The organism is Rhizobium sp. YTUHZ044 (assembly GCF_051123975.1).
Lineage (GTDB): Bacteria > Pseudomonadota > Alphaproteobacteria > Rhizobiales > Rhizobiaceae > Rhizobium.
Genome location: NZ_CP101426.1, coordinates 557,048 through 579,348, shown reverse-complemented (window position 1 = coordinate 579,348; position 22,301 = coordinate 557,048). Strand labels below are relative to the sequence as shown.

18 protein-coding genes are annotated in these 22,301 nt (G+C 62.8%); 10 read left to right on the top strand and 8 right to left on the bottom strand.

Annotation, left to right across the window (positions count from 1 at the left end):
- Window positions 1–20: 20 nt before the first annotated feature.
- Window positions 21–671: a GntR family transcriptional regulator gene (locus NL154_RS02750; RefSeq protein WP_221146671.1), complete on the top strand. Its 651-nt coding sequence runs from the start codon at window positions 21–23 to the stop codon at window positions 669–671.
- A gap of 293 nt (window positions 672–964) precedes the next feature.
- On the opposite strand, the gene NL154_RS02745 is transcribed toward NL154_RS02750, so the two are convergent.
- Entirely contained in the window at window positions 965–1,366 is a 402-nt protein-coding gene (locus tag NL154_RS02745) for an acyl-CoA thioesterase (RefSeq protein WP_085777184.1), read from the bottom strand.
- A gap of 263 nt (window positions 1,367–1,629) precedes the next feature.
- Between NL154_RS02745 and NL154_RS02740 the strand changes: the two genes are divergently transcribed.
- The 4 genes from NL154_RS02740 to NL154_RS02725 all read left to right on the top strand — a co-directional run bounded on the left by NL154_RS02740 (window position 1,630) and on the right by NL154_RS02725 (window position 4,687).
- Window positions 1,630–2,565: a histone deacetylase family protein gene (locus tag NL154_RS02740; protein WP_221146673.1), complete on the top strand. Its 936-nt coding sequence runs from the start codon at window positions 1,630–1,632 to the stop codon at window positions 2,563–2,565.
- Between the two features lie 2 nt (window positions 2,566–2,567).
- The gene (locus tag NL154_RS02735; RefSeq protein WP_039618216.1) at window positions 2,568–2,819 is read left to right on the top strand and encodes an exodeoxyribonuclease VII small subunit; all 252 of its coding nucleotides are present in this window, start codon (window positions 2,568–2,570) and stop codon (window positions 2,817–2,819) included.
- Between the two features lie 87 nt (window positions 2,820–2,906).
- Window positions 2,907–3,674: an SDR family NAD(P)-dependent oxidoreductase gene (locus tag NL154_RS02730; RefSeq protein ID WP_434733527.1), complete on the top strand. Its 768-nt coding sequence runs from the start codon at window positions 2,907–2,909 to the stop codon at window positions 3,672–3,674.
- Between the two features lie 89 nt (window positions 3,675–3,763).
- A complete protein-coding gene (locus tag NL154_RS02725; protein ID WP_434733526.1) occupies window positions 3,764–4,687 on the top strand; it encodes a pirin family protein in 924 nt (307 codons plus the stop codon).
- Between the two features lie 25 nt (window positions 4,688–4,712).
- Here the strand turns inward: NL154_RS02725 and NL154_RS02720 are convergent, their stop codons facing one another.
- Entirely contained in the window at window positions 4,713–6,689 is a 1,977-nt protein-coding gene (locus tag NL154_RS02720; protein ID WP_221146675.1) for a phospholipase D-like domain-containing protein, read from the bottom strand.
- A 264-nt stretch (window positions 6,690–6,953) separates the two neighbouring features.
- Here NL154_RS02720 and dxs point away from each other — a divergent pair, with 264 nt between their 5' ends.
- Complete coding sequence (dxs, locus tag NL154_RS02715) at window positions 6,954–8,870, top strand: 1-deoxy-D-xylulose-5-phosphate synthase (RefSeq protein ID WP_434733525.1); 1,917 nt, start codon at window positions 6,954–6,956, stop codon at window positions 8,868–8,870.
- A 292-nt stretch (window positions 8,871–9,162) separates the two neighbouring features.
- Here the strand turns inward: dxs and NL154_RS02710 are convergent, their stop codons facing one another.
- Entirely contained in the window at window positions 9,163–11,106 is a 1,944-nt protein-coding gene (locus tag NL154_RS02710; RefSeq protein ID WP_434733524.1) for a methyl-accepting chemotaxis protein, read from the bottom strand.
- Window positions 11,107–11,372: 266 nt separating this feature from the next.
- Here NL154_RS02710 and NL154_RS02705 point away from each other — a divergent pair, with 266 nt between their 5' ends.
- Together NL154_RS02705 and NL154_RS02700 are read left to right on the top strand one after the other, a co-directional pair.
- Complete coding sequence (locus NL154_RS02705) at window positions 11,373–12,119, top strand: TlyA family RNA methyltransferase (protein ID WP_434733523.1); 747 nt, start codon at window positions 11,373–11,375, stop codon at window positions 12,117–12,119.
- Entirely contained in the window at window positions 12,116–13,366 is a 1,251-nt protein-coding gene (locus NL154_RS02700; RefSeq protein WP_221163508.1) for a class I SAM-dependent RNA methyltransferase, read from the top strand. Before NL154_RS02705 ends, NL154_RS02700 begins: the two co-directional genes overlap by 4 nt.
- Before the next feature lie 64 nt (window positions 13,367–13,430).
- Here the strand turns inward: NL154_RS02700 and mcpU are convergent, their stop codons facing one another.
- The 3 genes from mcpU to NL154_RS02685 all read right to left on the bottom strand — a co-directional run bounded on the left by mcpU (window position 13,431) and on the right by NL154_RS02685 (window position 18,255).
- A complete protein-coding gene (mcpU, locus tag NL154_RS02695) occupies window positions 13,431–15,512 on the bottom strand; it encodes a methyl-accepting chemotaxis protein McpU (protein ID WP_434734134.1) in 2,082 nt (693 codons plus the stop codon).
- 204 nt (window positions 15,513–15,716) lie between these two features.
- Window positions 15,717–16,469 carry a crotonase/enoyl-CoA hydratase family protein gene (locus NL154_RS02690; RefSeq protein ID WP_221154300.1) on the bottom strand — a complete coding sequence of 251 codons (753 nt, stop codon included), beginning with the start codon at window positions 16,467–16,469 and terminating at the stop codon, window positions 15,717–15,719.
- 10 nt (window positions 16,470–16,479) lie between these two features.
- The gene (locus tag NL154_RS02685; protein WP_434733522.1) at window positions 16,480–18,255 is read right to left on the bottom strand and encodes an acyl-CoA dehydrogenase; all 1,776 of its coding nucleotides are present in this window, start codon (window positions 18,253–18,255) and stop codon (window positions 16,480–16,482) included.
- A gap of 206 nt (window positions 18,256–18,461) precedes the next feature.
- Here NL154_RS02685 and NL154_RS02680 point away from each other — a divergent pair, with 206 nt between their 5' ends.
- Together NL154_RS02680 and NL154_RS02675 are read left to right on the top strand one after the other, a co-directional pair.
- Window positions 18,462–19,457: a transporter gene (locus tag NL154_RS02680; RefSeq protein ID WP_434733521.1), complete on the top strand. Its 996-nt coding sequence runs from the start codon at window positions 18,462–18,464 to the stop codon at window positions 19,455–19,457.
- A gap of 425 nt (window positions 19,458–19,882) precedes the next feature.
- Entirely contained in the window at window positions 19,883–20,146 is a 264-nt protein-coding gene (locus NL154_RS02675; protein WP_168300710.1) for a DUF982 domain-containing protein, read from the top strand.
- A 113-nt stretch (window positions 20,147–20,259) separates the two neighbouring features.
- Here the strand turns inward: NL154_RS02675 and NL154_RS02670 are convergent, their stop codons facing one another.
- Both NL154_RS02670 and NL154_RS02665 read right to left on the bottom strand, forming a co-directional pair.
- The gene (locus NL154_RS02670; protein WP_168300709.1) at window positions 20,260–20,727 is read right to left on the bottom strand and encodes a BA14K family protein; all 468 of its coding nucleotides are present in this window, start codon (window positions 20,725–20,727) and stop codon (window positions 20,260–20,262) included.
- Window positions 20,728–20,844: 117 nt separating this feature from the next.
- The gene (locus NL154_RS02665; protein WP_434733520.1) at window positions 20,845–22,089 is read right to left on the bottom strand and encodes an aromatic ring-hydroxylating oxygenase subunit alpha; all 1,245 of its coding nucleotides are present in this window, start codon (window positions 22,087–22,089) and stop codon (window positions 20,845–20,847) included.
- Window positions 22,090–22,301: the final 212 nt, after the last annotated feature.

The following is a 22,301-nucleotide window of genomic DNA, read 5'->3' as shown; positions in this document are numbered from 1 at the left end:
GTATGAAGGATGCGAGACAAATGTCAGAGAATGCCGGTCGGTGGCTTCGGGATGAGATTGAAAACGCGATACTTTCCTACGAGTTCGCCCCCGGTGAACGGCTTGATGAAACGGTGCTTGCCAATCGGTTCGGCGTATCGCGAACGCCGGTGCGCGAGGCGTTGATGCAGCTTGACGCCATCGGGCTGATCGAAATCCGCCCGCGCCGCGGTGCGATCGTGATAGATCCCGGGCCGCACCGGATCTATGAGATGTTCGAGGTGATGGCGGAACTCGAAGGCCTGGCGGGATCGCTCGCCGCACGCCGGCTGGACAAGGCCTCCCGTGAAGCGATCACCGCCACCCACAGCCGCTGCGAACAATCGGCCGGCGCCGGCGACAGCGATGCCTATTATTACGACAATGAGGAATTCCATAAGGCGATCTACGCGGCAAGCCGCAGCGATTTCCTTGAGGAGCAATGCCAGCAATTGCATCGACGCCTGCGACCCTATCGCCGTCTGCAGCTGCGCGTACGCAATCGGCTCTCGACGTCCTTCGCTGAACATTGCGCCATCGTCGACGCGATCTTTGCCGGAGATGGAGATGCCGCCCGCCGCCTGCTGCGAACGCATGTCGGCATTCAGGGCGAGAGGTTCAGCGATCTGGTGGCCAGCATGGCGTCGAGATGACGAGAGGCCCAAATTTCAGCCGGCGGAAAGCCGAGGCGCATCGCGGAGATCAAGGAAACCATCTGCGTAAAAACCGCAAGCACCGGGCTCTTACTCTTGAGGTTCATCTCCACGATGCGGGGAAACGAAAATGTTTTTCTTATTGGGCCAGGCCGAGAGAAGTGCTTTCCAGAAATCCCGCAGCGCCAGAAGCTGCGCGGCTCTCTGTGTTCCATACATGAACGTCACGACGTCGTCGGCGTCCCACCGACCGGTCTCTCGCTCGTCCTTCATCGCTACCCGCCGCAACGCCCCTAATCCAAAAACCCATACAGCCAGTCGCGCGTTTCCTCCGGCAGGGAGGCCGGCTGCTCGTCCTCTCTGTTGCGGGCCTGCCAGATGATCTCGACTTCGGCGGCGCGCTCCTCGCCGGTGTCGATCGAAACGAGGAAGCCGATGGAACGCACGCCGATCTTGTCGATGGCGGCGGTGAAGATTGCCGGCTCGTCATGGTGCAGCGGGCGGTGAAGCATGCAGGAGATCTTGCTGGCGCTATAGAGCGGTTCGTCGTCTACATCGGGCCGTGCCGACCAGAAGCTCGCAATAACGGATTCAGCGTAAGAAATATAGGAGGCCAGGAACATCTTGCCGTTCATATCGACATCGCGAAACGGCACGCGTATTTCCGTCACCCCAGGACGCTTTGACTCACTCATCAACAATACTGCCTTACAACATTCCCCCAAACCGACATTACTGCATAATTGATTGGATCGAAACAGATTTGATTCAAAGCGTTAGAGCCTGGCTTGCAGGTTGTTGAAGGCGCGCCGGTGCGACGATGCGACCGGTGCAAACAATGGGCTGAACGGTTCGCGTCCGATAGCGTGCGAAACCGCCGCGGGAGCACTTGTTGAAATCGGCGGGCAATGCCCCATCTGCTGTGGATCATGACAGAAGCGGCCGATAGAGTGTCTCCATGAGCACCCGTCTTTACGAACACCCGATCTTCCTCGAACATGTGACGCCCGCCGGCCATCCGGAGCGATCGGACCGGATCCGCGCCATCAATGTCGCGCTGGAACATCCGAATTTCGAACGGCTGGAGCGCCGGCAGGCGCCTGAGGCGAGCGAGGATGCGGTGCTGCTGGCGCATCCGGAGGAGCATCTTGCCGCCGTGATGCGGGAAATCCCCGAGGAAGAGGATCGGATCAACCAGCTCGAAGCCGATACTTATGCCAGCGTCAAGAGCCTGCAGGCGGCGCTGACCGGGATCGGCGGGGCGATGGCGGCGGTGGACGATGTCTTTTCCGGCCAGGCCGACAATGTCTTCGTCGCCGCGCGTCCGCCCGGCCATCACGCCGAGAAGATGACGGCGATGGGCTTCTGCTTCTTCAACAATGCGGCGATCGCCGCCCGTCATGCGCAGAAGAGGCATGGCGCCGAGCGCGTCGCCATCGTCGATTGGGACGTGCATCATGGCAACGGCACCCAGGATATTTTCTGGGACGATGCCTCGGTGCTGTTCTGTTCGACGCATCAGATGCCGCTCTATCCCGGCACCGGCGCCAAGGAGGAGAAGGGCAAGCACAATACCATCGTCAATGCGCCGCTTTCGCCGAATGTCGGCAGCGACCATTTCCGCGAAGCGTTCAAATCGCGCGTGCTGCCGGCGCTCGACGATTTTCGGCCGGATCTGATCATCATCTCCGCCGGCTTCGACGCGCATCACCGCGACCCGCTGGCGCAGATCAATCTGACGGGCGAGGATTTCGACTGGGCGACGGGCAGAGTCCTGGAACTGGCCGACCGGCACGCGAAGAACCGGGTCGTCAGCCTGCTCGAAGGCGGTTATGATCTCGAGGGGCTGGCCGAATCGGCGGGCATGCATATTCTGAGAATGATGAAGGGTTGAGAATGACTGACAGCGCCAAGCCTGAAGTATCAGGCCTTTCCTTCGAAAAGGCGGTCGCCGAACTCGAAAGCATCGTTGCCCGGCTGGAACGCGGCGACGTGGCGCTTGATGAATCAATCGAGATCTACGAGCGCGGCGAAGCGCTGAAGAAACATTGCGAGACGCTGCTTTCGGCGGCCGAGAACCGCATCGAGAAGATCAGGCTCGACCGCGCCGGCAGGCCACAGGGCGTCGAGCCGCTGGACGGCGCCTGAGCGTAGCGAACGCGGCACTTGAAGACGCTTGGCGATCGGCTTTCGGTCGATCTATGATCCCCTTCCGGAACCATCAGGGGACAAACAATGACGGACAGATTGAAGGGCAAGGTCGCCATCATCTCGGGCGGCGCGACCGGCATGGGGGGGGCTGCCTCGAAGCTGTTTGCGGCCGAAGGCGCGCGCGTTGCGATCATCGACCGCAATGGCCAGGCGGCCGCCGAGACGGTGAAACAGATCCGTGATGACGGCGGCGAGGCCGACTGCTGGACGGCCGATGTCTCGGACGAAGCCGCCGTCAATGCCGCCGTTGCGGGCGTCGAGGACCGTTACGGTGCAGTGACCGCGCTCTTCAACCATGCCGGCACCATCGTCATCAAACCCTTCCTGGAAACGACGCTTCAGGAATGGGACTGGCTGCACGCCGTCAATGTGCGCTCGATGTTCCTGATGACCAAGGCCGTACTGCCGAAGATGATTGCCGCCGGCGGCGGATCGATCGTCTGCACCTCGTCGATCTCGGCGGTCGCCGCCACCCCGATGGAAGTGCTGTACGACACCACCAAGGGCGCGGTGCACATGTTCGCCCGCGCCATCGCCGTCGAGTTCCGCGACCGAAACATCCGCTGCAACGCCGTCTGCCCCGGTTTCATCCGCACGCCGCACGGGCTGCGCGAGGTCGCCGACCTGCAGGCGCTCGGCGTCGATGTTTCGGATGCCGCCATTGCCGCGCAGCAGGGACGGATCGGCGAACCGGAAGACGTGGCGCGCGCCGCCCTTTATCTCGCCAGCGATGAATCGAGCTTCGTCAATGGCGCTCATCTCTTCGTCGATAACGGCTTCACCGCGATCTGACAACATGGAGCCTCTTCGGCACATCCTGTTGGACGCGCGGCGCTGCAGGGACTATTTGTGGTCGACGTCCCTGCAAGCGGAGATCCCTCATGTCCTTCTTTCCCGGTAAAGATCCCCTGCCCGGCGATGCCTTCGCCTGCGATGCGATCGAGAACCTGATCATTCCGCGCACGAGCGACATCGGCGGCTTCCAGGTGCGGCGCGCGCTGCCGACGCGGCAGCGGCGGCTCGTCGGGCCGTTCATCTTCTTCGACCGCATGGGACCGGCGATCCTGAAGCCCAATGAGGCTCTCGACGTCAAGCCGCATCCGCATATCGGCCTGTCGACCGTTACCTACCTCTTCGACGGCGAGATCCGCCATCGCGACAGCCTCGGCACCGAAAAGGTCATCCGTCCCGGCGACATCAACCTGATGACGGCCGGCCGCGGCATCGTGCATTCCGAGCGCACGCCCGAAAATCTGCGCGGCCATCCGCTGCTGATGTCGGGGCTGCAGACCTGGCTGGCGCTGCCCGACGACAAGGAGGAGATCGATCCCTCCTTCGCCCATACGGAAAAGTCGGAGATGCCGCTGATCGAAACATCAGGTGTGCGCGGGCGTGTCGTCATCGGCTCGTTCGAAGGCATGAGATCGCCGGTCGGCACGTTCTCCGACACGCTCTATGTCGATCTCAACCTGCAGCCCGGCGTCCGCTTCCCCTTCGGCGCCGGCCATGAGGAACGCGCCGTCTACGTGCTGTCGGGCGAGGTCGTCATATCGGGCGACCGCTTCGCCGCCGACCAGCTGCTGGTCTTCCGGCCGGGCGGTCCGATCACGCTGGAAGCCGGCGGCGACGGCTGCCACCTGATGCTCTTCGGCGGCGCGGCGCTGAATTCGAAACGTTATATCTGGTGGAATTTCGTCTCCTCCTCGAAGGAACGGATCGAAAAGGCCAAGGAGGAATGGCGCACTGGCCGCTTCGATATCGTGCCGGGTGACGAAGAGGAATTCGTGCCTCTGCCGGAGGGGTGACGGCGGCGGATAGGCCGCCTGGAAATCAACCCGCCGCGAAATAGCGCGTCAGCGCCCCCTTCGTGCGATTGACGTAGCCGTCCTGCCAACTGTCGTCGACGTTGAGGAAGCCCGACCAGCCCTTCTTGCCCTGGCGCTTCAGTTCCGCCTCGACCGCACGGAAGCGGTAGTGGTCGTAGACATCGAGGATATGCACCGCATAGGCCTCGGCAAGGGCGCGGTCGCCTTTGACGATCAGCATGTTCTCATCATTGGCGTAGGAGGCCTTGAAACCGAGATTATGGCTGCCGAGGACGACGACGCACTCATCCGATAAGGGATCGATCACCAGCACCTTGTCGTGAATGATGGCGCCGACCTTCTTGGCCGTCAGTTCCTCCGCGCCGAAATCCGCCAGCAGTTGCCGGTCGTCGATGCGCGAGGCCCGGACGATCGAGACGTTGGCCTCGTCGAACGTATGCGGCGAGGTGGCGTCGACATCGTCGTCCTCGTCGTCGGGATCGTTCTTTTTGCTGGGGACATAGTTGGGCATGGCCTGGGGGCTGGAAACGGCGCCGGTGACGATCAGCTTCTGGTCCTTGAGGCCGATGTCGATCGCCTCGCCGACGATGCAATCCTTGCCGGACTGTCCGGGATAGAAGGCCAGAAACAGCACCGCATGCTCGGCGCGGCGCATCAGCCGGTAGACCTCGCGAAGGTCGGGCGGTGTATCCTTGCCCTTCCTTCGGCTCTGCATGTTCGGCGAGAACCATGCTTCCACCGAAGCGCCATTGCCGGTGGGCACAATGGACGGCGTCTCGTTCGAGCGACGGAACGCCTTGCTCTGCTGGTTGTCCGGCATGCCGTCGTCGAATTCGACGGGAGCTTCCAGCGTCGCATTATCTTCCAGCATCCGCTCCCAATAGGCAACATAGGCCGCGGCGACCGCATCGTTGCGGACGATCAAGGCGTTGTTGGACTGGCCGGCAAGTCCCGTGGCCGTCCAGTTGGTGCTGCCGGTGAACACGCTGCGCGTCCCGTCGGGCGCTATGTGCACCACGAATTTGTTGTGGCCGATCTGGCTCGAATTGTTGAACATCCGGTGGTGAATCTCGACGCCGGCCTCAATCAGCGCCTTGCGCGCCTCATGATTGCGCACATCCCAATCGTCGCTAACCTTGCCGGTGTTGGCGAGAATGATGCGTAACCTGTCCTTGTTGGCCAGCAGAAGCTCGAGCAGTTCCTTGTCCTCCAACTCATAGAGGGCGATCAGAAAGCGTCCAGGCGCATTCATGAACTCCCTGAGCATCGGAATGACATCGCCGGCCAGATATTTGCGGATGCCGTTCGCCGGATCGGAAATCATGTCGATCAGCTCGTTCGGCTTCTTCACACCGTCTTCCAGCAGGACGTTTCGCAGCCACTGGGCAGCCAGGATACCGTTGGTGAAGGTCGATTCGAACTGGCCGCGCTTGCGCGTCACATGAACCCGATTGGAGGCGACGGCCGGCCCGAGATAACCGAGCGGCCGCGGCGGCCCTTCATAGGCCTTGACTGAGATTTTCTCGAAGGTGCCGTCAGGCTTCCTGATCGGCCTGCCCTTTTCGTCCCGCTTGTTGATTTGGACGATCTCAGGTGTCGGATCGGGCGCGGCCTGCAGGCCCGGCTTCAGGTCGCCAAGTGGACGGATCTCGTAACGCACGCGGACCTCGTCCGGCCGTCGTCTCATCTCGTTGCGCCGCTTGCGCAGCGTCAGATCGCGCCAGGAGAGCTTCTGCACCGGCCAGAGCGAGGTCGTTTGCGGCAGCCAATGCGGATTGCGCTGTCCCTTGAAGGCTACCCAGGCGGCGCAGGTCACCCGGTCCTCGCTGCCATCGGCTCTTTTCGCGACGTTTCCCTGCTCGTCGAGATACACGCGGACGACTTCGAAGCCGAGGCATCCGTCGATCTTGTCGTCTATCTCCCAGGCCACATAGGCGACCTCGTTGTTCACATAGGCATGCGCTGCAACAATCGTTCCCATGACCCGTCTCCCCAGTGAGCAAGGCAACATTGCTACCCTTCCGTGTCATATTCAAGCTGCTCGCCAGCTCTTCGCGCGTTCGATCGGCTGGGAAAATCGGGCAAATGCAACTCATAGAAATAGAAAGTGATATCTACCGAAACCGCTCACACTTTTTTCCGCCATGCTCTAAGGTGAAAACCTTCGGTTCCTGAAATGCACTTGTTTTGCCCCGATCTAATCGAATAAAGCGAAACGAGGAAAAGCAAGAAAGAGCGCCCGCCCGTGACACAACTGCCGAAGACCCCCCTGCTCGACCAGGTCGTCTATCCCGCCGACCTGCGCAAGCTCGAGGATCGCGACCTGCCGCAGCTTGCCCGCGAGGTCCGGGATGAAATGATCGATGCGGTGTCGCGCACCGGCGGTCATCTCGGCGCCGGCCTCGGCGTGGTCGAGCTGACGATCGCCATCCACAGCGTCTTCGATACGCCCAACGACCGGCTGATCTTCGATGTCGGCCACCAATGCTATCCGCACAAGATTCTCACCGGCCGGCGCGACCGCATCCGCACGCTGCGCCAGGAAAACGGCCTTTCCGGTTTCACCCGCCGGGCCGAGAGCGAATATGATCCGTTCGGGGCAGCGCACTCCTCGACCTCGATCTCGGCCGGCCTCGGCATGGCGATTGCCGCCGATCTCGACAAAACCGACCGCCGCGTCATCGCCGTCATCGGCGACGGGGCGATGTCGGCCGGCATGGCCTATGAGGCGCTGAACAATGCCGGTGCCCTCGATGCCCGCCTCATCGTCATCCTCAACGACAACGACATGTCGATCGCGCCGCCGACCGGCGCAATGAGCGCCTATCTCGCCCGCCTCGCTTCGGGGCGCACCTATATGGGCTTCCGCGACTTCGGCAAGAAGCTGACGGCCTATCTCGGCAAGAATATCGACCGGGCGATCACGCGCGCCGTCGAGCACGCGCGCGGCTACGTCACTGGCGGCACGATGTTCGAGGAGATGGGCTTCTATCATATCGGGCCGATCGACGGGCATTCCTTCGACCATCTGCTGCCGGTGCTGCGCAATGTGCGCGACAATGGCCGCGGGCCGGTGCTGATCCATGTCGTCACCCAGAAGGGCAAGGGTTATCCGCCGGCGGAGGCCGCTGCCGACAAATATCACGGCGTCAACAAGTTCGACGTCATCACGGGCGCGCAGGCGCGGGTCAAGCCGAACGCACCGAGCTATACCAGCGTCTTTGCCGAAGCGCTGGTGCAGGAAGCCGCTCTCGACGACAAGATCGTCGGCATCACCGCCGCCATGCCGAATGGTACCGGTCTCGACAAGCTCGCAGAAGCCTTCCCGTCGCGCTGTTTCGACGTCGGCATCGCCGAACAGCATGCCGTGACCTTTGCCGCCGGCCTTGCGGCGGAAGGCTACAAACCGTTCGCCGCACTCTATTCCACCTTCCTGCAGCGCGCCTATGACCAGGTCGTGCACGATGTGGCGATCCAGGGCCTGCCGGTGCGTTTCCCGATCGACCGCGCCGGCTTCGTCGGCGCCGACGGGCCGACCCATGCCGGCTCCTTCGACACCGCCTTCCTCGCGACCCTGCCCGGCTTCGTGGTGATGGCGGCGGCCGACGAGGCCGAACTCAAGCACATGGTGCGCACGGCAGCCGCCTATGATGGCGGCCCGATCTCCTTCCGCTATCCCCGCGGCGAAGGTGTCGGCGTCGACATGCCGGCGCGCGGCGAAATCCTGCAGATCGGCAAGGGCCGCATCGTCAAGGAAGGCACCAAGGTGGCGCTGCTCTCCTTCGGCACCCGGCTTGCCGACTGCCTGCTCGCCAGCGAAGATCTCGAGGCTGCCGGCCTTTCGACAACGGTCGCCGATGCGCGTTTCGCCAAGCCGCTCGATCGCGACCTGATCCGCCAGCTCGCCCGCCACCACGAGATGCTGATCACCGTCGAGGAAGGCTCGGTCGGCGGCTTCGGCAGCCAGGTGATGCAATACCTTTCGAGCGAAGGCCTGCTCGACAACGGCCTGAAGATCCGCTCGCTCGTCATGCCCGACATCTGGATGGAACAGGCCAAGCCGGAAGCGATGAACGCCCATGCCGGGTTGGACCGCGCCGGGATTGTTTCGACCGTGTTCCGGGCGCTCGGGCGCGGTGTTGCTGTTGGAGTTGCGGGGTAGATGAATTGTGAGGGCATGCCATGTGGCCCCCTCATCCGCCCTACGGGCACCTTCTCTCCGCTGGGGAGAAGAGGGAATCGACACGCCGCCGCCGGCAGGCGGATGAGGGGGCCACACGCAAGTCCCTCAATAAAAGGGCGGCGCATCTCCTCCCATCTCCGTATTTGCCCAACGCGTCGCTGGCGCAGTGGATCGCTGTATGATTCTCGTGTTTATCTGCGGTCCCTCCAACGAAAAAGGGCGACGCATCACTGCACCGCCCTCTTCATCTAGCATCCCACTCTGAGCGCTCTCAGAACTCCGTCCACTCCTCCTGCACCGCAGCTGCGGCGGTTGCCTGGCGCCCGGCGAAGGCCTTGGTGACCTGGCTGGCAAGGGCGCGGGCCGGAGAGGCGACCGGGCGGGAGGCAGGTGTCGCGACTGCCGTCCTCTGGGCCGAAGCGGCAGGCTCGGTTCCGAGCTTGAACTGGCGCAGCAGCTCGTCCAGGGCGCTTGCTTCCTGGGCAAGCGCATGGCTTGCAGCGGTCTGCTGCTCGACCATCGCCGCATTCTGCTGCGTGCCCTGATCCATGTTGTTGACGGCGGTGTTGATCTCCTGCAGCCCGATCGACTGTTCGCGCGTGGCGGTGACGATCGCGTTGACGTTGCGGTTGATCTCCTGCACCTCGGCGACGATCGCTTCCAGCGCCTTGCCGGTTTCGCCGACCAGCGTGACGCCGGTCTGGACATGGGTGCCGGAATTGGTGATCAGGTCCTTGATTTCCTTTGCAGCCTTGGCGGAACGCTGCGCCAGTTCGCGCACTTCCTGGGCAACGACGGCAAAGCCCTTGCCTGCCTCACCGGCGCGTGCGGCCTCGACGCCAGCGTTCAGCGCCAGGAGGTTGGTCTGGAAGGCGATGTCGTCGATGACACCGATGATGTTGGAGATTTCGCCCGAGGACTTTTCGATCTGCTGCATGGCCGAGACCGCCTTGCGGACGACATCACCGGATTTTTCGGCGCCGAGGCGGGTGCGCTCGACGAGATTGCCGACATCCTCGGCGCGCTTGGCGCTGTCGCGCACCGTCGTCGTCACCTGCTCGAGCGCTGCGGCGGTCTCTTCGACCGCGGCGGCTTGCTGCTCGGTGCGATGGGCAAGATCGTCGGCGGCCGAGCGGATCTCGCCGGCGCCGGCATTGATGGCCGAGGCATTGCGGCCGACCGACTGGAGTGCCGCCTGAAGCTTTTCCACGGCATTATTGAAGTCGTTGCGCAGGCTGTCATATTGCGATGCGAAGGGCGTCTGGATGCGGGCGGCGACATCGCCGACGGCAAGGCCGGCCAGGCCACCGGCCAAAGCGTCGACGGCGTAGCGGAGCTCGCCCTCCTCGCGCGCCTTCTGCTCATCGCTTGCCTGGCGCTGGCGCTCTGCATCGTCGCGCATGCGGTCGGTTTCACCGGCAAGACGCAGCTTCTCGATCGCCGCCTGCTTGAAGACGAGAACCGACTGGGCCATGCGGCCGATTTCGTCGCCGCGTTCGACGGCCGGGACTTCGATGTCGTTCTGACCGCCGGCGAGACGATCCATGGCGGCGGTCATGCCGACGACCGGGCGGACGATGGTGCGCGACATCAGCCAGGCAAGAAGGGTGGCGGCAAGCGAGGCGACGATGCCCCCGGCCAGCAGCGTCGTCGTCAGATCGCTGTTGGCATCGGCCCGGATCGCGGCGAGCGCATTCGACTTTTCGCGGGCGGTGGCCTTGATCTTGGCGGACGCCTGGCGGAAACCATCGAGCTGACCCTTGGTGGCGTTGACGCCGATCTTGACGACCTCTTCGATCGGCATGTCGGTTTCCTTGCGCGCCTTGGTCTGCGGTTCGGCAAGTTCATGGAAATAGAGGTCGGCAGCCTTCTGCATGCCGTCGATCATCTCGAGCAGCTGCGGCTCGCCGGCCGCCGTCTGCCTGGCGGCGGCGATCGCCTTCAGCATGCGCTCGCGATTGGCGAAGACGTCGCCATAGGTGCTGTCGCTGCGGAAGAGAATGAAGCCGCGCAGGTTGACCGCCTGCTCGAGCATGGCCTGCAGCGCATCATCGATCTGATTGACGAGCAGCTCCGATTTTTCCTGCTCGGCGGAGGCGGCCGCCGACGCCGTCGCCTTCGAATAGACGAAAGCCGAAACGGACACGAAGATCAGAATGAGGGCTGCGAACGTGGCCGCAAGCTTCCCGTTCAAGGATATATTTTTGGCAGACATCGATGAATTTCTCCTGGCGACAGTCGACGCGGCGAGAGACGGCCGCGCACAAGGCGCAACCGCAGAGACTGGGAATCGGAAACATGATCGGCGGAAGACGCCTGCGCCTTCATGGCGCCAAGCGGTTTGAACCAACCGCTGCAATCGTGCCGACCCTATGCGGGCAGACTTTAAATTTGCTTAAATTGCGCACCTCAGGAATTGCCCGGCAATCCGCAGGGAATAAAAAGCTTGCAACCGACGGCTTTGCCGGTCATTCACAGCCGATGTCAGCTCAGAACAGCCAACGCCTCGACCAGCTTCTCGTCTCCCGCGGCCTCTTTGCCAGCCGCTCGCGGGCGCGCGACGCCGTGCAGCGCGGCACCGTCAGGATCGGCGGCCAGCTTGTAACCAAGGCCGGCGCGCTCTTCGGCGACGATGCCGAGATCGAGATCCACGACCCGGCACAGGCTTACGTCTCACGCGCCGCATTGAAGCTCGCCGCCGCTCTCGACCATTTCCGGCTCGATCCTGCCGGCCATCACTGTCTCGATATCGGCGCTTCCACCGGCGGTTTCACCGAGGTGCTGCTGCAGCGGGGTGCTGCGCATGTCACCGCCATCGATGTCGGGCATGGGCAGATGCATCCTCGGATCTCGGCCGATCCGCGGGTGACGAACCGCGAGGGCCTCAACGCCCGCAGTCTCAGCGCCGACGATATCGGCGAGCCCTCCACCTTCATCGTCTCCGACGTCTCCTTCATCTCGCTGAAGTTGGCGCTGGCGCCGGCGCTTGGTCTCGCCGCGCCGGGCGCCGTTGCCGTGCTGCTCGTCAAGCCGCAGTTCGAGGCCGGGCGCGAGGCGATCGGCAAGGGCGGGCTTTTGAAGGATCCCTCCTCTGCTCCCGCGGTTGCCTCCGAGCTGGAGCGCTGGTTCACCGAGGACATGGGCTGGAAGAGCCTCGGCCTCATCCCCTCGCCGATACCAGGCGGCGACGGCAATCGGGAATACCTTCTGGCAGGATTGAAAGCGTGAGCACCGAAACCGTCACGATCGAGAAACTCGGCGCCCAGGGCGATGGCATTGCAAACCAGGCCGAGGGGCCGGTCTACGTACCTTTTTCCCTACCGGGGGAAACAGTGGCGATCGCCCGCGTCAAAAGCCATGGCACGATCATGTCGATCGCGGCGCCCTCACCCGACCGGCAGGAGCCGCCTTGCCGGCATTTCGGTCCCGACGGCGTCAACGGCACCTGCGGCGGCTGCACACTGCAGCATCTGGCAGACGGCCCCTACCGCGCCTTCAAGCGACAGCTGGTCATCGATGCGCTGAGATCGAAGGGGTTGACGCCTGAGGTCGGCGAGATCGTCCCGGCCCGTCCGGGCGAGCGCCGGCGCGTGGTGTTTGCGGCGCGCAGGACCGAAAAGGAAATGCTGATCGGTTTCAACCAGGCCGAAAGCCATCATATCGTCGCCATCGAGGAATGTCCGATCTCGTCTCCGGGCATTGTTGCCCGGCTGCCGGCGATCACGGCGATCGCCGCGTCGCTCGCGTCCAGCGCCGACCCCTTCCGGATCGCGGTGCTCGAAACGCTCTCCGGCCTCGACCTGGCGGTCGACGAGATCAAGAAACTCTCCGACCCGCAGCGGCGCAAGGCGATCGAAACCGTGCTGGCCTTGCGCGGCATCGCCCGCGTGACGGTGAATGGCGAGATCCTGGTCGAGCCGTCGAAGCCGCTCGTCGATTTCGGCGGTGTCTCGGTTTCGCCGCCGTCAGGCGGCTTTGCCCAGGCGACCAAGCCGGCGGAAGAGGCGATGGCGGAGCTGGTGCTTGCCCATGCCGGGAAATCGAAACGGATCGCCGATCTCTTTGCCGGCGCCGGCACGTTTTCGCTCAGGCTGGCGCGGGTCGGCCGCGTCCATGCGGTCGAAGCCGAGGCGAAGGCGCTCGCAGCCCTCGACCAGGCCGCCCGCAATACCCAGGGGTTGAAGCCGGTGACGATCGAAAAGCGCGATCTCTTCCGCCGTCCGCTGATGACGCAGGAGCTGAAGCCCTATGACGCCGTCGTCTTCGACCCGCCGCGCGCCGGCGCGGAGTTCCAGTGCAAGGAGCTGGCCCGATCGGCGGTGAAGAAGATCGCCGCGGTCAGCTGCAATCCGCTGACGCTGGCGCGCGATCTGGCGATCCTCGTCGAGGGCGGCTACCGCATCACCGGGGTGACGCCGATCGATCAGTTCCTGTGGACCTCGCATGTCGAGGTGGTGGCGACGCTGGAGAAGTAACCGGTGTCATTCGGCAATCGGAAACGCCCGCGGCGAGCGCGGGCATCTCCGATGATAACCTTTGTCAAGCTGCGCGGCGGACAGCCAACGCTTCCTGAGCGCCGAGTCTGAACTGCGCCAGAAGCCGCATCAGTTTCGCGGCCTCCTGGGCAAGACCATGGCTGGCGGCCGTCTGTTCCTCGACCATGGCTGCATTTTGCTGGGTGCCCTGATCCATTGTGTTGACGGCAGTGTTGATCTCGGCGAGGCCTGTCGACTGTTCACGCGTGGCGATCACAATCGCCTCGACATGGCGGCTGATTTCCTGCACCTGCGTAACAATCGACTGGAGCGCCTTGCCGGTATCGCCGACGAGTGTGACGCCTGAACGAACCTGAGCATTCGAAGTCGTGATCAGGCCTTCGATTTCCTTGGCGGCCTGGGCCGAACGCTGGGCCAGTTCGCGCACTTCCTGGGCAACGACGGCAAAACCCTTGCCGGCTTCACCAGCGCGTGCGGCTTCGACGCCAGCGTTGAGAGCCAGCAGGTTTGTCTGGAAGGCAATATCATCGATAACGCCGATGATGCTTGAGATCTTCTCCGAGGACTGTTGGATGCCGGTCATGGCATCGACGGCCTTGCTGACGATCTCGCCCGAATGTTCGGCGTCGTTGCGTGTGCGGCCAACCAGACTGCCGGCCTCTTCGGCGCGGCGAGCGGTATCCTTGACGGTCGTGGTGATCTCTTCCAGAGCGGCAGCCGTTTGCTCGACGGAGGCGGCCTGCTGTTCGGTGCGGCGGGCAAGACCGTCCGCGGCGGTACGGATTTCCGTCGCTCCAGCGTCAATTGCGTGGGCATTGCTGCCGACGGCCTGGAGGGCAGCGTCCAGCTTGGCGACCGAGGTGTTGTAGTCGCTGCGCAAGCGATCGAGGTGGGAGGCAAAAGGCGTATCGATGCGATGGGCAAGATTGCCTTCGGAAAGTGCTCCGAGCGCGCCAGCAAGCGCATCGACGGCCTCACGGATCTCCGCGGCCTCACGCGTTTTCTGCGCTTCGCGTTCCCGGCGCTCGCGTTCCGTCAGCGAGCGACCCTGCTCAGCCTCGCTTTCCAGGCGCTCCCGGTCGATGGCATTGGCCTTGAACACGGCAACGGTCTCCGCCATCGAGCCGATCTGGTCATGGCGTTCCTCGCCCGGAATGGCGGCGGAAAGATCTCCGCCGGCAATCTTCTGCATGGCGGCGGTCATCGCCGTGATTGGACGGATGACGAGGCCGTGCAACAGCCATGCCATGGCGGCAATCATGATGCCGACGGCCAGAAACGTGGCGACGAAGGCCGCGATGCGGAACTGGTTGAGCGTGACGAAGGCTTTGTCGCTGTCGACCACGAAGCCGAGATACCACTTTACAGTCGGAAGACCCTCGACGGGTACGAAGGACACGAGCACCGGTTTGCCGGTAAATTCGGTCTCTGTGAGGCTGCCGCCGATCGAGGGGGTGACCGTCGGAAAGGCATCGGCCAATGTCTTCGTCACCAGCTTTGCATCGGGGTGGATGAGAATTTGGCCGCTGCTATTAACGAGGAAAGCCTCTCCCTGCCCGCCAAGATTGATCTCCTTGATCATCTTGACCATGGTTTCCAGCGAGAAGTCGCTGGCGGCAACACCGGCAAGCTTGCCGTCGCGGGAAACCGGGACCGCGGTGCTGATGATTAGATTGCCGCTGGATGCATCGGTATAGGGTTCAGTCAGCACGGGAGCATTTGCCTTGACGGCATCCTGATACCAGGGGCGCTTGCGCGGATCGTAACCCGCCGGCAGCGGCAGGTCGGGCCACGATGTGAAGACGCCCTGCTCATCGCCGAAATAGGTGCTGACAAACTGAGTGACGAGCACGTCATTCTGCAGGACTTTGCGCACGCTGTCGCGATCGACCGCCTTACCGACAGCATCGCCTACCATGGCGGTCAGGATGACGCGCCCATTCATCCAGTTGGCAAGGCTGTGGGCAGCCTGCTCGCCCGAGGATTTGATATTCGCTTCGATTGAAGAGGTGGTCACGCTACGCTGAACGTAATCGATATAATAGGAAAAGGCGGCGAAAGCGGCTAGAACCACGATAGACGCTGCAACCAGGATGCGCGTCATCAGATTGGTCTTCTTTGTCATGCCATGCACTCCTTCAAATAGATTCGGGGGCGCAACGGTTAAGCACGCTGCCAAATGGGCGGCGGCAACCGTTGGATGAATTTGAACAAGGGGGTCAAGCACATCATGCGCCCGGACGGCCGAGGAATCCGTCGCGCTCTAGTTATTTAGCTTATACTTAAAAGGAGCTTAAAATCTCATCAAGAACCGTTAGATTATAGGGGCTCAACGTCGCATAAAAGCTTCGAAGGCGGCCCGCGCCTCTGCACTTTTCAGCCGGGCTGAGAAATGGCGAGCCTCTTCATCGATGCGGGCGATAATTTCCTCGCGCGGGCCGCGGACGAGCTCGCGGGCGATGCGCAGCGCCTCGGGCGGCTTGGCGGCAAGCTTTGCGGCAGCAGCCAGCGTCTGGCTTTCAACCTCTTCCGGCGTCGTCACCTTCCAGACAAGCCCGGCTTCCCGTGCGTCCTCGGCGCTGAAGGTCTCTCCGGCGGCGAGCATGGCAAAAGCCCGCTGGTGTCCCATGATGCGCGGAGCAATCAGGCTGGACGCCGCTTCCGGCACCAGCGCCAGATCGACGAAGGGCGTGCGGAACTGGCTGCGGTCGGAAGCGATCGTCAGGTCGCAATGCAGGTTGAGGGTCGTACCGATGCCGATCGCCAGGCCGTCGACCCCGGAGACCAGCGGCTTTTCGGATCTGACGAGCGCGTAGAGAAAATCGATCAGCTCCTCTCCCATGCCGCCGCCCGTTGCGGCGGCCAGAAAATCGGCGATGTCGTTGCCGGCCGAAAAGCTGCCATCGGTGCCGAGGAACACCGTCACCCTTATCTTCGCGTCCGCATTGGCGCCATTCAGCGCATCGGTCATGGTGCGGTACATCGCCCGCGTGAACGCATTCTTCTTTTCCGGCCGGTTGAAGCGGATGAGCTGGACGCCGGGATGGGCGGAAGGCTGCTCGACGATGATGTGATCGGTCATGGAGTTTTCCTCAGACAAGCAGAATGCGGGCGGCGGCAAGGCTTGCCGCGCCATTGATGACTCGGTCGCGAAGGGCTGCGGTCTCGGCGAGCAGGTTTTCGGCGGCAAAGCGGCAGAGCGCGATTCGGCCCTCGGCTTTGCCGTCGCCGCTCACGGCCAGGCCCCCCTTGGCGAGATAACAGCCGGTGAGCACCAGCCCGAACAGGCGCTGATAGGGCGTGGCGCCGGCGAGCGCTTCCGCGGTTCTGTCGTCTGCCAGCGCCTCCAGAAGCCAGGCCGTGGCCTGCTCAAGGTCGGCGATGGCTGCATCGAGCCGCGCGCCTGTCTCGCCGAAACCATCGAGATTCGAGCGGCGGACACCGTCGGCGATCCCCTTCAACTCGGCGATGAAGCCTTTTACCTGATCGCCGCCGGAAAGCGGCAGCTTGCGGGTGACGAGATCGATCGCCTGGATGCCGTTGGTGCCCTCGTAGATCGGCGCGATACGGGCGTCGCGGAGATAACGGGCCGCACCGGTCTCCTCGATGAAACCCATGCCGCCATGCACCTGGATGCCGAGCGAGGCGACCTCGACACCGGCATCGGTTGAAAACGCCTTGGCGATCGGCGTCAACAGCGCGGCGCGCTCCTGCCAGTGGCGGCCGTCACCTGCCCGGCGGGACATGTCGATGGCATGGGCGCAGGCATAGGAGATGGCGCGCGAGCCCTGGGTCAGCGCCTTCATTGTGAGAAGCATGCGGGCGACGTCAGGATGTTCAATGATCGGGCTCATGCCGGCGGCCGACCAGCCCGGGGCCTTGCCCTGTGTGCGTTCGCCGGCATAGGCGATAGCCTTCTGAGTGGCGGCCTCGGCGATGGCCACCCCCTGCATGCCGACCGCCAGGCGGGCATTGTTCATCATCGTGAACATGCAGGCGAGCCCCTTGTTCTCCTCGCCGACCAGCCAGCCGATCGCCCCCTTTTCGTCGCCGAACCGGCCATCGCCATAAATCATCGTGCAGGTCGGCGAACCATGGATGCCGAGCTTGTGCTCCAGCGCGTGGCAGAAGAGATCGTTGCGCGGCCCGAGCGAACCGTCGTCGTTCACCAGAAACTTCGGCACCAGGAAGAGCGAGATGCCGCGCGTGCCGGCCGGCGCATCCGGCAGCCGCGCCAGCACCAGGTGGATGATGTTGTCGGCCGCGTCGTGTTCACCCCAGGTGATGAAGATCTTCTGGCCTGATATGCGATAGCTGCCGTCGGGCCTGCGTTCGGCGCGGGCTTTCAGAACGCCGAGATCAGAGCCGGCATGCGGCTCGGTCAGGTTCATGGTGCCGGTCCATTCGCCCGACACCATCTTTGCCAGATATTTCTCTTTCAGCGCCGCGCTGCCATGGGTGCTGACCGCCTCGATTGCGCCCATCGTCAGCGTCGGAGCCAGCGCAAAAGCCATGGATCCGGAATTCCACATTTCGAGCACTGCGACATTCAGCATATCGGGCAGAGCCTGGCCGCCGAAAGCTTCAGGCGCCGTCAGGCCGTTCCACCCGCCGGCGATCCAGTTGCGGTAGAGGTCACGCCAGCCATCCGGCAGCCGGACCTCGCCGTCAATCAGGCGGGCGCCCTGGCGGTCGCCGATTTCAGCGAGAGGCGCCACTTCCTCTGTGGCAAAACGTCCCGCCTCGGCCAGGATGGCGTCGACGAGATCCTCGCCGAGATCGCCGAAAAGACCATTCGACATCACCTCGCTCATGCCGGCTACATGCTTCAATGTGAACGCGATTTCCTCGACGGGCGCCTTGTACATTGCTTCCTCCTCCGTGGGGTACCTGCACCGCATGCAAAGCCCTCCCCGGCAAGGGCTAGTTGATTTTTACGTAAACGTCAATTTTGATTCATACCGCGCGATGCGATAATTCCACTGGCGCGGTGCTTTCCTCTTGCACAGCGGCGCCCATGGACGGCATGGAGAACTGAAGACAATCTATCGCCCTCGCAAAGGAACGGCGACCAATGGATACATTGCCCGTCAACATACCCGGTTTCGTCTGGGCCTATCGTTTCTCGCCGGATGAAAATACGGCGGTGCGGCTGACCAACACCGCGACGGTGGCGGATCTGACCGCCGAGAACTGCTTCTACTGGCTGCATCTCAACCTCGTCGATGCCCGTGTGCCTGCCCTGCTCGAGACGCTTGACGGACTGACCGAAGACGCGAAATCGGCGTTGACGACGCATGACACGCATGCGGCGCTGACCGTCGACGAGCAGATGCTCTACGGCACGCTCGTCGATTGCCAGCGCGATTTCGACCAGGACACCAACAATCTCGGCTGGCTGCATTTCGCCATGTCGGATCGCTTCATCATCACCACAAGGCTGCAGCCGCTGCGCAGCGTCGAACGGGCGCGCACACTGATCGAGAAGAACCCGGGCAAATTCTCGCGGCCGGTCGATCTGTTCGAGCTGCTGGTGATCGAGTTCCAGCGCACGCTGATTGCGATCGTCATCGAGCTCACCGAAGAGCTGAACCAGATCGAGGATATCGTCTACGACAATGCGCCGCGCGACGAGCGCCGGCGGCTGGCGCCGGTGCGGCGAACCGTGGTCCGGCTGCACCGGCATCTGCGCACGGTGCTGGCGCTGATGCGCCGCGCGGCGGCGGCGGACGAGGACGAGATGCCCTTCGGCTTCGACGACGTGGCGCGGCGGCTGACGAGCCGGCTGGAAACGGTCGACCACGATATCTACGCGTTGCAGGACCGAGCGCGCCTGCTGCACGAAGAAATCGATTCAAAGCAATCCTCCGAGACCAACCGCCACCTCTACCTGCTGTCGATCATGACGGCCTTCCTGCTACCACCGACGCTGGTGACCGGTTTCTTCGGCATGAATACGGCAAACCTGCCCTTCGCCGTCGGAGACTACGGCACCGAATACGCCGTCGCCCTGATCATCGCCTCGATCGCATTCGCCTGGTGGCTGCTGCGGCGGGTGAATATACTTTGAATGTGACAGGTGCGGTTGGCGTGCTGGGCAACTCCGTTGTTACTCTGTCGTGAGTTGCGAGGTTTGGCACAGGGCTCGCCCGACACTCCGTCATCCCAGGGCTTGACCCTGGATCCACGTACACCTCCTCCACCAGTACCGGGCATGGATCCTCGGCTCAAGGCCGAAGGATGACGGAGGGTGGGTTAGCGTTCTTGCCAAACTCGCCGCCGACGCAGCGGATGCCGCGGCGTTGCGCCTATCGCATCATGCGGCACGCGGCCGCTCTCAGCATTGCGACGCTTCGTCCATCTGATTATGGCCTCGGTGATGGCGGGCAATCTCAGACATCGGTGCCCGCGTGATCAGTTGGTTCATGCCACCACCTCGCCCGGAACGGTTCTTGCACGGTTACTAATATGTTCACCGTGTGGAGGTCTTATGTCATGAAGTGGCACACACCTGGAGAATTTTGCCCTCTGATGCTCGTCGTGAACGGGCCGGAAAAATACAAGCTCGTCGCGAGCCTCTGGGAGGCGGCCCAAATGCTGACCGCCTGCTGGCCCCTCGACGATGGGGAGGAATATCTTACAGCTATCATGGTGTGCCGCGATGCGATCCATGGGGATGTTCCGGCTGAGGACGCGCGGGAAGCGCTAATCCGTGCCGCCAAGGAAGCAGGCATTCCGGTGATCACCGTCGTTCACTGAGTTGTTGCGCCGTTCCTTCGTGCCACGGCCCTCCGCTTCGCTCCCCACGTTTGGCCCTTCCCCTCTTCCGTTTGCGGGAAAGGGGAAGGGTGACGGGCAGCATTCAGGGCCTATCAATAAGGCGAATAGCACTGCTGGCGCGGGCCGTTATAAGGCTGGAAGGTGTTGTCGTAGGCGCGGTAGGACCGGTAGCGGTTCGCGCACCAGGCGACGTGAGCCGAACCCATGCGCGGCGCGGGCGCGGCGTAGCGCGGAGCAGCAATGACCGCGCCGGCGCCGAAGGCGGCGAGCGGATACCAGTAGCCGTTATAGCGGCGATAGCCGGGGCGGTAGTAGGAATAGCCGCGATAGCCGCCATACCAGCCGGGGCGGTAGTAGGCGCCGGGGCGATAGCCGGGCCGGTAGTAGTCGCGGCGGTAAGGCCGATAATAATCGCGGTAGTATTGGACGTTCTCGACAGCCGAGGTTTTTTCAACCTGCGGCGCGGCCGGCATCTGTATTGCTTGCGACGGCACGAAGCCCGTCAGCACGACGGCGGCGGCCAATACCGCGGTCGCAATTTTGTTTCTCAGGCCGATCATTTCTCTCTCTCCGTTCAGTAGCGATAACCGCTTGGTCTTGCAACGCTTTCGGGAGAAAATGGTTCCAAGAGCGGCCGGAACGGGCCGCTTTTGGATAAGCGGGGTCAACCGGCGCGCTCAGGCGACGGCTGAGATTTTCGCCTGATCGCCCTGCAGGCGGTTCACCATGAAGTTCGAATACCATTCGAGAAACTGCATGACGCCGCCCTCGTGCAGGGAAGAATAGGGGCCGGGCTCATAGGCGGGCGAGTGAATGCCGAAGGCATTCTCTTCGACGATACGGCGATCCTGATCGTTGGTCTCGGTCCAGACATGCGTCAGTTCCTCGAGATTGTAATCCACCCCTTCGACGGCGTCCTTGTGGACGAGCCACTTGGTCGTCACCGCCGTCTCGTTGGCGTTGAGCGGCAGCACCCGGAAGGAGATGGCGTGGTCGCCGAGCAGATGGTTCCACGTCGTCGGATAGTGGAAGAGCAGCATCGTGCCGATACGATTGATCGAGATGTCGTCGGATATCCGGCGCTGCACGGCGGGCTTGCCCGACATTGTGTAGCTTTCGGCGTCCTCGATCAGCGGCATGCGGGCGGTGCGGAACTGACCGTCCGGCGAGATCTGGAACTTGCTCGGCAGGCCGGCGGCCTCGCAGCGCGCCCAATGGCCGGCGATCTCCGGATCGTCGGCGCCGCCATCGGTGCCGGTGACGCTAGGCGCTTCCGGATAGGTGCGGCAGAGTTCCGGGTGATTGGCGGCGCAGTGGTAGCACTCGCGGTTGTTTTCCCAGACGAGCTTCCAGTTGCCCTTCTCGATGATCGTGCTCTGGAACGCGATCTTGGTCTCGCCGATCCGATGCGGCGCCATATAGGGCTCGATCTTGTCGCGCACCGGCTTGAAATCCGGGGCCGTGTCGGCGAGGCAAATGAAAATATAGCCTGCGACGCTCTCGCAGTGGACGGGCTTCAGATTGAAGCCGGTTTTGTCGAAATCGTCGCCCATGTGACGGGCAAAGGCAAGTTTGCCGTCGAGATCGTAGGTCCACTGATGATAGGGGCAGACGAGACGCACGGAAGAGCCGTGCTCCTTCGTGCAGACGCGCGAGCCGCGATGGCGACAGCTGTTGTGGAAGGCGCGGATGACATTGTCACGGCCACGGACGATGACGACCGGATAAGTGCCGATCTGGACGGTGAAATAGGCGCCCGGCTTCGGCAACTCGCAATCATGGCCCATGAACAGCCAGTCGCGATAGTAGATCATCTCCATGTCGAGTTTGAAATAATCCTCGTCGGTGTAGAACGGCTGTTCGAGGCTGAAGCCCTCGCGGCGGTTCTTGAGCTGACGTAATACGTTGCTGCGAATATCCATCTTCATGTCCTCGTGCACCGGCTGCCGCGCCTTCAAGCGGAAGGCTATGGAAGCGCGCTTGCTTCCTTCTCCTGCGGGAGAATTGTTCATGACGCCATTTAATCACCTGGCATTCCTGCCGCTTGGTTGTAATGCGACATCGGCTTCGAAATTGACGACAGGATGCGCCGAGGCTTCAACACAGCCCCTCGCGATCGACCCGATGTCGGACT

What these genes read in the sequence shown, in the direction of transcription:
- NL154_RS02750 (WP_221146671.1), top strand. Translation starts at nt 21, where the DNA reads ATGTCAGAGAATGCCGGTCGGTGGCTTCGGGATGAGATTGAAAACGCG.
- NL154_RS02745 (WP_085777184.1), bottom strand. Translation starts at nt 1,366, where the DNA reads ATGAGTGAGTCAAAGCGTCCTGGGGTGACGGAAATACGCGTGCCGTTT.
- NL154_RS02740 (WP_221146673.1), top strand. Translation starts at nt 1,630, where the DNA reads ATGAGCACCCGTCTTTACGAACACCCGATCTTCCTCGAACATGTGACG.
- NL154_RS02735 (WP_039618216.1), top strand. Translation starts at nt 2,568, where the DNA reads ATGACTGACAGCGCCAAGCCTGAAGTATCAGGCCTTTCCTTCGAAAAG.
- NL154_RS02730 (WP_434733527.1), top strand. Translation starts at nt 2,907, where the DNA reads ATGACGGACAGATTGAAGGGCAAGGTCGCCATCATCTCGGGCGGCGCG.
- NL154_RS02725 (WP_434733526.1), top strand. Translation starts at nt 3,764, where the DNA reads ATGTCCTTCTTTCCCGGTAAAGATCCCCTGCCCGGCGATGCCTTCGCC.
- NL154_RS02720 (WP_221146675.1), bottom strand. Translation starts at nt 6,689, where the DNA reads ATGGGAACGATTGTTGCAGCGCATGCCTATGTGAACAACGAGGTCGCC.
- NL154_RS02710 (WP_434733524.1), bottom strand. Translation starts at nt 11,106, where the DNA reads ATGTCTGCCAAAAATATATCCTTGAACGGGAAGCTTGCGGCCACGTTC.
- NL154_RS02705 (WP_434733523.1), top strand. Translation starts at nt 11,373, where the DNA reads ATGTCAGCTCAGAACAGCCAACGCCTCGACCAGCTTCTCGTCTCCCGC.
- mcpU (WP_434734134.1), bottom strand. Translation starts at nt 15,512, where the DNA reads ATGACAAAGAAGACCAATCTGATGACGCGCATCCTGGTTGCAGCGTCT.
- NL154_RS02690 (WP_221154300.1), bottom strand. Translation starts at nt 16,469, where the DNA reads ATGACCGATCACATCATCGTCGAGCAGCCTTCCGCCCATCCCGGCGTC.
- NL154_RS02685 (WP_434733522.1), bottom strand. Translation starts at nt 18,255, where the DNA reads ATGTACAAGGCGCCCGTCGAGGAAATCGCGTTCACATTGAAGCATGTA.
- NL154_RS02680 (WP_434733521.1), top strand. Translation starts at nt 18,462, where the DNA reads ATGGATACATTGCCCGTCAACATACCCGGTTTCGTCTGGGCCTATCGT.
- NL154_RS02675 (WP_168300710.1), top strand. Translation starts at nt 19,883, where the DNA reads ATGAAGTGGCACACACCTGGAGAATTTTGCCCTCTGATGCTCGTCGTG.
- NL154_RS02670 (WP_168300709.1), bottom strand. Translation starts at nt 20,727, where the DNA reads ATGATCGGCCTGAGAAACAAAATTGCGACCGCGGTATTGGCCGCCGCC.
- NL154_RS02665 (WP_434733520.1), bottom strand. Translation starts at nt 22,089, where the DNA reads ATGGATATTCGCAGCAACGTATTACGTCAGCTCAAGAACCGCCGCGAG.